This is a genomic window from Stenotrophomonas sp. YJH_SMC_69 (assembly GCF_059370495.1).
The window spans coordinates 162,869-174,050 of record NZ_JCAFTS010000003.1; the positions used below are offsets into that span (position 1 = coordinate 162,869).

The window sequence follows — 11,182 nt, forward strand, 5'->3', positions numbered from 1 at the left end:
CCCCATCATACCGGCTGTGGCCCGAATCGTTTCCGCCGCAACGGATGCCGCCACGGGCGCCAGCCCCTATAATCGGGGGCCACTTTGCCCGCAGTACCGCCATGACCGCTGAAACGGCCGCCGAACTCCACACGATCATCGATCTGATCCGCTACGGCACCAGCCGTTTCAACGAAGCCGGGCTGACCTTCGGGCACAGCTACGACAACGCGCTGGACGAGGCCACCCAGCTGGTGCTGCACAGCCTGCACCTGCCGCACGACCTCGGCCCGGCCTACGGCCAGGCGCGCCTGCTGCAGGCCGAAAAGCTGCGCGTGCTGGAGCTGTTCCAGCGCCGCATCGATGAACGCATCCCGGCCGCCTACCTGACCGGTGAGGCCTGGTTTGCAGGATTGAGCTTCAAGAGCGACAAGCGCGCCCTGGTACCGCGCTCGCCGATCGCCGAACTGATCGAATGCGGCTTCGAGCCGTGGCTGGCCGGCCGCGACGTGTACCGTGCACTGGATCTGTGCACCGGTTCGGGCTGCATCGCCATCGCCATGGGCCACTACTACCCGAACTGGCAGGTGGACGGCGTCGACCTGAGCGACGATGCACTGTCGCTGGCCGAAGAAAACAAGGAGCGCCTGCAGGCGCACAACGTCACCCTGATCAAGTCGGACCTGTTCAACGGCCTGTCCGGCCGCCACTACGACCTGATCGTCACCAATCCGCCATACGTCACCAACGACGAGACCGATGCCCTGCCGCAGGAATACTCCTACGAGCCGGAGATGGGCCTGCGTGCCGGCGACGACGGCCTGGACCTGGTGCTGAAGATCCTGCGCGATGCCCCGCTGCACCTGAGCGAGGACGGCCTGCTGATCTGTGAAGTGGGCGAATCCGAGCAGCATCTGGTCAAGCTGCTGCCGGAAGTCGATTTCGCCTGGATCGAATTCAAGGTCGGCCAGATGGGTATCTTCGCGGTTGAATGCCGCGAGCTGATCGCCCACAGCGCACGCATCACCGAACTGGCGGCGCAGCGCCCGTGAGCTCCAATTCGTTCGGCAAGCTGTTCACCGTCACCACGTTCGGCGAGTCGCACGGGCCGGCCATCGGCTGCGTGATCGATGGCTGCCCGCCGGGGCTGGCGCTGGACGCGGCCGAATTCGCCCACGACCTGCAGCGCCGCGCCACCGGCAAGAGCCGGCATACTTCGGCGCGGCGCGAGGCCGACGAGGTCGAGATCCTGTCCGGCGTGTACGAGGGCCTGACCACCGGCACCCCGATCGCGCTGCTGATCCGCAACACCGACCAGCGCAGCAAGGATTACGCCAACATCGGCCAGCAGTTCCGGCCGGGCCATGCCGACTACAGCTACTGGCACAAGTACGGCATCCGCGACCCGCGCGGTGGCGGCCGTTCCTCGGCACGCGAGACCACCATGCGCGTGGCCGCTGGCGTGGTCGCCAAGAAGTGGCTGGCCGAGCGCTTCGGCGTCACCGTGCGTGGCTACCTGTCGCAGCTGGGCGACATCACCCCGGCCGGTTTCGACTGGTCGGCGGTGGAAGACAACCCGTTCTTCTGGCCGCACGCTGCACAGGTGCCCGAACTGGAGGCGTACATGGACGCGCTGCGCAAGTCCGGAGATTCGGTCGGCGCGCGCGTGGACGTGGTCGCCGACAATGTGCCGCCGGGCTGGGGTGAGCCGATCTACGGCAAACTCGACGGTGAACTGGCTGCCGCGCTGATGAGCATCAACGCGGTGAAGGGCGTGGAGATCGGCGACGGTTTCGCCAGCGCCGCGCAGAAGGGCACCGAACACCGCGACCTGCTGACCCCGCAGGGCTTCGCCAGCAATCATGCGGGTGGCATCCTCGGTGGCATTTCCACCGGCCAGCCGGTGGTCGCCTCGATCGCGTTGAAGCCGACCTCCAGCCTGCGCCTGCCGGGCCCGTCGCTGGATACGTCCGGCAACGTGGTCGAGGTGGTCACCACCGGCCGCCACGACCCCTGCGTCGGCATCCGCGCCACCCCGATCGCCGAGGCGATGGTAGCGATGGTGCTGATGGACCAGGCGCTGCGCCACCGCGCGCAGTGCGGCGATGTCGGCACGATCACCCCGCGCATTCCCGGGCAGATCGATGGCTGACACGCGGCCGACCGTGTGGGTGAGCCAGCCGCTGATCGACACGGCCATCGCGCCGCTGCGCGATCGCGTGCAGCTGCGCAGCACCGACACCGTCACCGCCTGGGCGCCGGACCAGATCGCCGGACAACTGGCCAGCGCCGACGGCGCGATCATCACGCTCAACGAGCGCATCGGCGCGGCCCAGGTGGCCGGCGCCGCGCAGCTGCAGGTGATCGCCAATGTCGGGGTGGGCTACAACAACCTGGACGTCGACGCGCTCAGCGCCGCCGGCATCCTGGCCAGCAACACACCGGACGTCCTGACCGAAACCACCGCCGATCTCGGTTTCGCCCTGCTGATGGCCACCGCGCGCCGCATCACCGAGTCCGAGCGCTGGCTGCGCGAAGGGCAGTGGCAGCAGTGGTCGTTCCAGACCATGCTCGGTGCCGATATCCACGGCAGCACGCTGGGCATCCTTGGCATGGGCCGCATCGGCCAGGGCATCGCCCGTCGCGGCGCGCACGGTTTCGGCATGAAGGTGCTGTACCACAACCGGTCGCAGCTGCCGGCGGCGACCGAGGCGGAAGTGGGCGCGACCTATGTGGACCTGGATACGCTGCTGGCACAGTCCGACCACCTGCTGCTGGTGCTGCCGTACACGCCGGCCTCGCATCATCTGATCGATGCCGCCGCACTGGCGAAGATGAAGCCGTCGGCGACGCTGGTGAATATCGCCCGCGGTGGCCTGGTCGATGAGATCGCGCTGGCCGATGCGCTGGCCAACGGTCGCCTGGCTGCGGCGGGTCTGGATGTGTACGAAGGCGAGCCAACGGTACGCCCGGAACTGCTGGCGCTGCGCAACGTCGTGCTCACTCCGCATATCGGCAGCGCCTCGCTGGCCACGCGCACGGCGATGGTACAGCTGGCCGTGGATAATCTGCTTGCCGGGCTCGGCCTGGACGGCGGCCCGTCGCGGATGCCGAGCGCGATCAACGCTGACGCGGCGATGGCCGCGCGCGTGACGCTGGGCAAAAAAACCGGGAAACGATAGGGAACCTCCGCGCGCCCCGCTTGAGGAGGTTCCCCGAACCCAGCTGTCGTGCGTGTTTTTCCCCATTCCCGTTTTCGTGAGAGTTCCCCCATGAGCAATGCACAGCGCAGTTTCCACGTCGCCGTCGTCGGTGCCACCGGCGCCGTCGGCGAGACCATGTTGTCGATCCTGGCCGAGCGTGATTTCCCGGTCGGTACCCTGAGCGTCCTGGCCTCCGAGCGTTCGGCCGGTGGCGAGATCGAGTTCAACGGCCAGAAGGTCACGGTCCAGGACCTGGCCACCTTCGATCCGGCCGGCGTCGAGATCGCGCTGTTCTCGGCCGGTGGCAGCGTGTCCAAGGAATACGCACCGAAGTTCGCCGCCGCAGGTGCGGTGGTGATCGACAACTCCTCGGCCTTCCGTTACGACGATGACGTGCCGCTGGTGGTGTCCGAAGTCAACCCGGAACAGGTCGCCAACCGTCCGCGCGGCATCATCGCCAATCCGAACTGCTCGACCATGCAGATGCTGGTGGCGCTGGCGCCGCTGCACCGCAAGTACGGCATCGAGCGCATCAACGTCTCCACCTACCAGTCGGTGTCCGGCGGTGGTCGTTCGGCCACCGAGGAGCTGGGCAAGCAGACCGGCCAGCTGCTGAGCTTCCAGGAGATCGATCCGCAGCGCTTCCCGGTGCAGATCGCCTTCAACCTGATCCCGCACATCGACGACTTCCAGGACAACGGCTTCACCAAGGAAGAAATGAAGCTGATCTGGGAGACCCGCAAGATCCTCGGCGACGACAGCATCCTGGTGAACCCGACTGCAGTGCGCGTGCCGGTGTTCTACGGCCATTCCGAGTCGGTGGCGATCGAAACCCGCGACAAGGTCACCGTGGCCGAAGCACGTGCGCTGCTGGAGCAGTCGCCGGGCATCGAAGTGGTGGACCGTCACGAGGCCGGTGGCTACCCGACCCCGGTCACCCACGCCTCGGGCACCGACGCGGTGTACGTCGGCCGCATCCGTGAGGACCTGTCGCACCCGCGCGGCCTGAACCTGTGGATCGTATCGGACAACGTGCGCAAGGGCGCCGCCCTGAATGCCGTGCAGCTGGCCGAGCTGGTCGCCGCCGAGCAGCGCTGATCACAGCGGTTGCCTCACCGGTAGTGCCGGCCGCTGGCCGGCATTGCCGTGATGGCACGTGCGTGTCTGCCGGCCAGCGGCCGGCACTACCGAAGGTCTCCATCGGTGGGTGCGGACCGCGGTCCGCACGCTTTATAGTGTCGCCATGAATAAACGGGCCAGGGGCGCAAAGCGCCCCCTCCTCTATCTTTCCACCGCGCTGCTGGCCCTGGCCAGCAGTTCGGCGCTTGCCCTGGGCTTGGGCGACATCCGTGTCCTGTCCAAGCCGGGCCAGCCCCTGCTGGCCGAAATCCCGGTGGTCTCGGCCGATCCGTCCGAGCTGGAGAACCTGCGTGTCGCGTTGGCCTCACCGGTCACCTTCGAGCGCGTCGGCCTGCAGCGGCCGACCGGGCTGGTCGGCGAACTGCAGTTCGAACTGACCCGCAATGCGCAGGGCAGGGCAGTGGTGCGGGTGACCTCGCAGACGCCGGTCGAGACCCCGTCGCTGAGCTTCCTGATCGAGGCGGACTGGGGCCAGGGCCGCCTGGTGCGCGAGTACTCGGCGCTGGTCGATGCACCGTCCAGCGCACTGGCCGTGGCCGAGCCGGAAATCGTTGCACCCGCAGGTACGCTCTCCAACACCATCGCCCGTGAGGCCGCCCCGGCGCCCGCCGCCGCGGAGAGCGTGAGCGCGCCTGCGCCGTCCACCGCCACCACGCCGGCACCCGCACCGGCTCGTCCGCGTGCAGTGGCTGCACCCGCTGCCGCACCGGCAGCCGATGGCAGCGTTACCGTCCAGCGTGGGCAGACCTTGTCGCAGATCGCCAGCGTGGTGGCCCGCGGCAACCAGGTCAGCCGCGACCGCGCAATGATTGCGCTGCTGCGGGCCAACCCGGAGGCCTTCATCCGTGGCAACGTCAACCTGCTCAGGCAGGGCGCCGTGCTGCGCATGCCCGGCAGCGATGCACTGGCGGCGGTCGATGCCGCCGAGGCCGCCGCGCTGGTGCGCGAGCATGCCGCACAGTGGCGTCAGGCGCGCACCGTGCCGCAACCGGCGGGTACTGTCGCCCCGGTCGCCACGGCGGGAACCACGAAGGCTTCTTCCCCGGCTGCGGCCACTGGGGCACGACTTGAAATCGCTCCGGCGCTGGCCTCCGAGGCCGCGCACGCGGGCACAACCACCGGCACTGCAGCCGGCAGCGAGGGTGACATGCTGGGCAACGAACAACTGCGCCAGGCACGCGAGGACATCGCGACCCGCGATGCCGAGATCGGCGAGCTGAAGCAGCGGGTGGCCGACCTGGAAAAACTCAAGGAACAGCAGCAGTCGCTGATCGCGATGAAGGACAACGACCTGGCCGCGGCGCAGCAGCGCCTGGCGCAGGCACCGGCTGCCCGCGATGCGGCAACGCCGTGGTACTGGCTGGGTCTGCCGGTGCTGTTGCTGGCGGCCGGCGCGGCCTGGCTGCTGCGTCGTCGCAAGCCGTCGCCACTGCCGCCGCTGCGCGAGGAAGGCGACGCCGCCGGCCTGGCCGCTGCGGTACCGGCCGGCGCGGCGCTGGATACGCTGGCCGAGCAGTCTTCGTGGTCGACGGCGGTGTCCGACAGTGGCCGCCAGGAACCGGCGATGCCTGCCTGGGCGACCGAAGCCGAGGTGCAGGATGACGTGGCTGCCGAAGCGGTCGCCGACGTCGCCGCCCAGACTGACTGGCAGGCGCAGACGCTGCGCGATGACGAAGTGGTGGAGCTGCCCGGGGCCGTGACCGACCTGCCGCGCTGGGACGAGCCGGTGGCCATGCAGGACACCCCCGTGCAGGATGAGCCGCCCGCGCAGGCGGTCCCTGACGAGATCGCAGTACCGGACTACGCGCTGCACGCCGAACAGCAGCCGCAGTTCCGCGGCGTGTTCGACCTGCCGGCCGAGCATCATGACGGCGGGGATTCGAGCGCGGCGCCGCACGACGCGCTGGCCGCGGCCGCGCATGAAGACGGTACTGCCGCGCCGGCCAGCGATGCCGGCTGGGCGCCGCGCGCCGGGCAGGAACGCCTGGAACTGGCCATCGCCTACCTCGACCTGGGCGATGCGCAGACCGCACGGACGTTGCTGCTGGAAGTGGCCGAGGGCGGCGACCTGCACTGCCAGGCCCAGGCTCGCGAACTGCTGGCCCGCCTGCCGTGACCGAACCCGCCGACAAGGACCGTGCCATGAGCCGCGAGCGCCGTATCGACTACGTTGAATTCGCCTCCAGTGACCCGGCCGACAGCCGCGCCTTCTTCGAAAAGGTGTTCGGGTGGTCGTTCGTCGACTATGGCAGCGACTACACCGCCTTCGACGATGGCCGCCTGCAGGGTGGCTTCTTCCGCGGCCAGCCGCAACGAGCCAGTGACAGCGGCGCGCCGCTGCTGGTGCTGTATGCCGACCAGCTGGCGCCCATCGAGGCAGCGGTGCGCGACGCTGGCGGCGAGATCGTACGGCCGGTGTTTTCTTTCCCCGGTGGCAGCCGCTTCCAGTTCGTCGAGCCCGGTGGCAACGAACTGGCGGTCTGGTCCGAACGCGATCCGGCCTGAGCGCCGCCCCTCCCGCAACATCGAGGTAGCACATGCGTTACGCGCTTGGCGTCGAGTACGACGGCAGCGATTTCAGGGGCTGGCAGAACCTGGGCGAGGGTGGTCCCAGCGTGCAGGCCAGCCTTGAGCAGGCCCTGTCGTCGGTGGCCGATGCGCCGCTGCAGGTGGTCTGTGCCGGTCGCACCGATGCCGGCGTGCACGGCCAGTGCCAGGTCGTGCATTTCGACACCGACGTGGTGCGCGATCCGCGCGCCTGGATGCTGGGCACCACCACCCGCCTGCCGCGCTCGATCGCGGTGCGCTGGTGCGTGCCCGTGGCCGATGATTTCCACGCCCGCTTCTCGGCGCGGGCACGCCGTTACCGTTATCGCCTGCTCAACCGCGAAGTGCGGCCGGCGCTGCAGCGGCAGACCCTCAGCTGGGAGCGCCGTGCGCTGGACGCGGGCCTGATGCATGCCGCCGGCCAGGCCCTGCTAGGCGAGAACGACTTCAGCGCGTTCCGCTCGGTGCAGTGCCAGGCGCTGCATGCACGGCGTGAACTGCAGTCACTGCAGGTCAGCCGCCAGGGCGAGGTGATCGAGGTCGCCGTGCAGGGCAATGCATTCCTTCATCACATGGTCCGCAATATCGTCGGATCGCTGATCCTGGTGGGCAGTGGCGAGAAGCCGGTGGAATGGATCGCCGAACTGCTGGCCGGGCGCGATCGCACCGTAGCCGGTCCCACCGCACCGCCGCAGGGCCTGGTGTTCCTTGGGCCCCTGTACCCCGACAACTGGCATCTGCCCGCCGAGGTCACGCTATGAGCCGCTCCTACTACCGCACGCGCATCAAGTTCTGTGGCATGACCCGGGCCGGCGACGTCCGCCTGGCCGGTGAGCTGGGCGTGGACGCGGTGGGTTTCATCTTCGCCCGTGAAAGCAGCCGCCGGGTCGCTCCGGCCGAGGCACGCGCGATGCGCCAGGCGATCGCGCCCATGGTCGACGTGGTGGCGCTGTTCCGCAACAACAGCAAGGAAGAAGTGCGCGAGGTGCTGCGCACGGTACGACCGACCCTGCTGCAGTTCCACGGCGAGGAAGACGAGAGCTTCTGCCGCAGCTTCAACATGCCGTACCTGAAGGCGATCGCCATGGGCGGCCGTGAAGAGATCAACGCCCGCACCCTGCAGCTGCGCTATCCCAGCGCCGCCGGCTTCCTGTTCGACAGCCACGCGCCGGGTGGCGGTGGCGGCACCGGCGTGGCCTTTGACTGGGGCCGGATCCCGACCGGCCTGCATCGCCCGTTCCTGCTGGCCGGCGGCCTGAACCCGGAAAACGTCTACGACGCGGTGCTGGGTACCCTGCCGTGGGGCGTGGATGTCTCCAGTGGCATCGAACTGGAGCCGGGCATCAAGGACGGCTACAAGATGCGCACCTTCGTCGAGGAAGTGCGCCGCGCCGATTGCACGGTTCTCGAGTGATTGGCGTCATTATTTGCCGTGATTTGGACCTGGATTTGAGCCTGCACGCATTCTTCACATAGGATGGTCCCAAGCGCGCCTGCCATGAGGGCTGGCGCGGGGATCGACGGGACGCGCGCGGCGCGCCCCGAACGGGCGGCCGCCGCCCACAGCCCAGGAAGGCAAGCGATGCAGGAGTTTCTCACCGTCGTACTCGGTTACCCGACGCTGCCGTACAGCATTCTGCTGTTGGTGTCGGTGATGTATTGGGCGGTTGCGGCGTTCGGCCTGGTCGATGACGGTTTTGGCAATCTCGGCGCCGATGGCGCGCTCGAGGCGGGGACCGACCTCAGTGGCCTGTCGGCCATGCTGGCGCGCTGGGGCCTGGGTGGCGTCCCGATCATGGTGGTGGTCACCCTGCTGAGCCTGTTCGGCTGGCTCATCACCTATTTCATCCATCTGTTCGTACTGCTGCCGCTGCCGGACCTGCTGCGCTGGGGCCTGGGTACGCTCGTGGCGGTGCTGGCACCGCTGCCAGCGGTACCGCTCATCGCGCTGATCCTGCGCCCGGTCCGGCGCTTCCTGCTGCGCCTGCGGCCGGTGCCGCAGGCATCGCTGCTCGGCCGGGCCGGCGTGGTCGCGTCGCCGAAGGTGGACGCACGCAGCGGTCATGCCACGGTCGATGATGGCGGCGCCGGGCTGGTGCTGCAGATCCGCAGCGACATCGAACTGCAGCGTGGCGAGCGCATCGTGCTGGTTGAGCACATGGCCGAACAACACTATTACCGGGTGGTCCGCGCCGATGCGATCGCCCTCGATTTCCAGGACAACCTGCTTCCGGGCAACAAGGAGACTCATCAATGACGTTGGCATCCCTCTTACCGTTCCTGGCCGTCGCCGGCGGCCTGCTCGTCCTGCTGCTGGGCGTGGCCGGGCTGTTCAAGGCCTTCTACCGCAAGGTCGACCAGGGCGTGGCCCTGATCGTCAACGACATGAGCTCCACGCCCAAGGTGCACTTCACCGGTGCGCTGATCATCCCGGTGCTGTACCGCGCCGAGCTGATGCGGATCAGCCTGATCACCCTGCAGATCGACCGCCGTGGCAAGGAAGGCCTGATCTGCCGCGACAACATGCGTGCCGACATCGCCGTGGCCTTCTACCTGCGGGTGAACGAGACCCAGGCCGACGTGCTGCGCGTGGCCAAGGCCATCGGTGCCGACCGTGCGTCGGACAAGCATGCCGTCGATGAGCTGTTCAACGCCAAGTTCTCCGAAGCGTTGAAGACGGTCGGCAAGAAGTTCGACTTCACCGAACTGTTCGAGAAGCGCCAGGAGTTCCGCGACGAGATCATCGCGGTGATCGGCAACGACCTCAACGGCTATGTGCTGGAAGACGTGGCGATCGATTACCTGGAGCAGACCCCGAAGGCGCTGCTGGACCAGTTCAACATCCTTGACGCGCAGGGTATCCGCAAGATCACCGAGCTGACCGCCGCGCAGAACGTGGTGACCAACGAGCTGGAGCAGAACGAGAAGCTCGCCATCACCAAGAAGAACGTGGAAGCGCGTGAAGCGCTGCTGGCGCTGGAACGCCAGCAGGCCGAAGCCGAAGCACGTCAGAAGCGCGAGATCGAGACCATCCGCGCGCGCGAGGAGGCCGAGACCGCCAAGGTGCAGGAAGAGCAGCGCCAGCTGTCCGAGAACGCCCGCATCGAAGCACAGCAGCTGATCGAGATCCGCGACCAGAACCGCCTGCGCGAAGTGGAAGTGGCCGAGCAGAACCGCCAGCGCGCCGTGGCCATCGAGGCCGAGCGCGTCGAGCGCGCACGCCAGCTTGAGCAGGTCACCACCGACCGCGAAGTGCAGCTGCAGGGCGTGGAGCGCGACAAGGTGGTCGAGCAGGGCAAGATGGACGTGGCCAACATCACCCGCGAACGCATCTCCATCGACAAGACCGTGGCGCAGGAGGAAGAGCGCATCAAGGAAGTGCGCGAGGTCTCCGAGGCCGACCGCCAGAAGCAGGTGCTGATCCTGGAAGCCGAGGCCAAGGCACAGGAATCGCTGGTGCGCGAGGTAAAGGAAGCGCAGGCACGCGAGACCGCTTCCAAGCACCGCGCAGTGGAACTGACCACGCTGGCCCAGGCCGAACACGAAGCAGCCGGCAAGCAGGCCGAAGCCAAGCGCCTGCTGGCCGACGCGCTGCGCGCCGAGCAGGCCGCACCGGGCCTGGCCGAAGCGCAGGTGCGTGAAGCTTCGGCACTGGCCATCGAGAAGGTCGGCATCGCCGAGGCCCGCGTGATCGAAGCCAAGGCCGAAGCCAGCCTGAAGCAGGGCAGCAACGAAGCCCGCGTGCTGGCCGAGACCCTGCAGGCGCAGGCGCAGGGTGAGGAGAAGATGGGCCTGGCCCGTGCCACCGCCACCGAATCGCTGGGCAACGCCGAAGCCGGCGTGGTGCAGAAGAAGCTGCTGGCCGAGGCCGAAGGCCTGGTGCGCAAGTTCGAAGCGATCGCTTCGCTGAGCGACCAGGCACGTGGCCACGAAGAGTTCCGCATGATGCTGGACAACAGCCTGAAGCAGGCGCTGGCCTCGATCGAAGCCGGCAAGGAAGTCTCGCGCGAGAACGCCAACGTCATCGCCAGCGCGCTGCGCAACGCCGATATCGATCTGGTCGGTGGCGACGGCGGCATGTTCGAGAACCTGGTCAAGGCAGTGTCGCTGGGCAAGTCGATCGAAGGCTTTGCCGGCAAGAGCCCGATCGTGCAGGAGCTGATGCAGCGCTACCTGGGCGTGGCCGTGGCCGAACCGGCGCCGCGCCAGATCGCCGAGGATGCCGAAGCGGTGCCGACCGTGTCGGCCACCGTGGTCGACAGCGCCCGTTGATGCATCGGGCGATGGCTGCTGCGGCCATCGCCCGCCCGCGC

General features: G+C 68.1%; 10 protein-coding genes. All 10 read left to right on the forward strand.

The genetic code is table 11. From position 1 onward, the window contains the following. Positions 1 to 101 precede the first annotated feature (101 nt). The 10 genes from prmB (at position 102) to AC5P8F_RS06335 (ending at position 11,141) form a co-directional block, all read left to right on the forward strand. Positions 102 to 1,031, forward strand: coding sequence for a 50S ribosomal protein L3 N(5)-glutamine methyltransferase (prmB, locus tag AC5P8F_RS06290; protein WP_014647894.1), 930 nt, complete (start codon positions 102 to 104; stop codon positions 1,029 to 1,031). Continuing rightward, on the forward strand, positions 1,028 to 2,131 hold the full coding sequence (aroC, locus tag AC5P8F_RS06295) for a chorismate synthase (RefSeq protein ID WP_014647893.1): 1,104 nt from the start codon (positions 1,028 to 1,030) through the stop codon (positions 2,129 to 2,131). The genes prmB and aroC overlap by 4 nt, the downstream gene beginning before the upstream one ends. Further along, positions 2,124 to 3,161 (forward strand): 2-hydroxyacid dehydrogenase, encoded by a 1,038-nt coding sequence (locus AC5P8F_RS06300; RefSeq protein WP_197605854.1) that lies wholly within the window; start codon positions 2,124 to 2,126, stop codon positions 3,159 to 3,161. The genes aroC and AC5P8F_RS06300 overlap by 8 nt, the downstream gene beginning before the upstream one ends. A gap of 90 nt (positions 3,162 to 3,251) precedes the next feature. Then, the gene (locus AC5P8F_RS06305; protein WP_014647891.1) at positions 3,252 to 4,280 is read left to right on the forward strand and encodes an aspartate-semialdehyde dehydrogenase; all 1,029 of its coding nucleotides are present in this window, start codon (positions 3,252 to 3,254) and stop codon (positions 4,278 to 4,280) included. A 145-nt stretch (positions 4,281 to 4,425) separates the two neighbouring features. Further along, entirely contained in the window at positions 4,426 to 6,438 is a 2,013-nt protein-coding gene (locus tag AC5P8F_RS06310) for a FimV/HubP family polar landmark protein (RefSeq protein ID WP_346601441.1), read from the forward strand. 26 nt (positions 6,439 to 6,464) lie between these two features. Beyond that, positions 6,465 to 6,827 carry a VOC family protein gene (locus tag AC5P8F_RS06315; protein ID WP_014647889.1) on the forward strand — a complete coding sequence of 121 codons (363 nt, stop codon included), beginning with the start codon at positions 6,465 to 6,467 and terminating at the stop codon, positions 6,825 to 6,827. A 32-nt stretch (positions 6,828 to 6,859) separates the two neighbouring features. Further along, a complete protein-coding gene (gene truA, locus AC5P8F_RS06320) occupies positions 6,860 to 7,630 on the forward strand; it encodes a tRNA pseudouridine(38-40) synthase TruA (protein ID WP_014647888.1) in 771 nt (256 codons plus the stop codon). Then, positions 7,627 to 8,283 (forward strand): phosphoribosylanthranilate isomerase, encoded by a 657-nt coding sequence (locus tag AC5P8F_RS06325; RefSeq protein WP_014647887.1) that lies wholly within the window; start codon positions 7,627 to 7,629, stop codon positions 8,281 to 8,283. The genes truA and AC5P8F_RS06325 overlap by 4 nt, the downstream gene beginning before the upstream one ends. 168 nt (positions 8,284 to 8,451) lie before the next feature. Then, positions 8,452 to 9,126 carry a hypothetical protein gene (locus tag AC5P8F_RS06330; protein ID WP_014647886.1) on the forward strand — a complete coding sequence of 225 codons (675 nt, stop codon included), beginning with the start codon at positions 8,452 to 8,454 and terminating at the stop codon, positions 9,124 to 9,126. Further along, positions 9,123 to 11,141, forward strand: a complete 2,019-nt coding sequence (locus tag AC5P8F_RS06335) for a hypothetical protein (protein WP_014647885.1) — start codon at positions 9,123 to 9,125, stop codon at positions 11,139 to 11,141. Before AC5P8F_RS06330 ends, AC5P8F_RS06335 begins: the two co-directional genes overlap by 4 nt. Positions 11,142 to 11,182 lie beyond the last annotated feature (41 nt).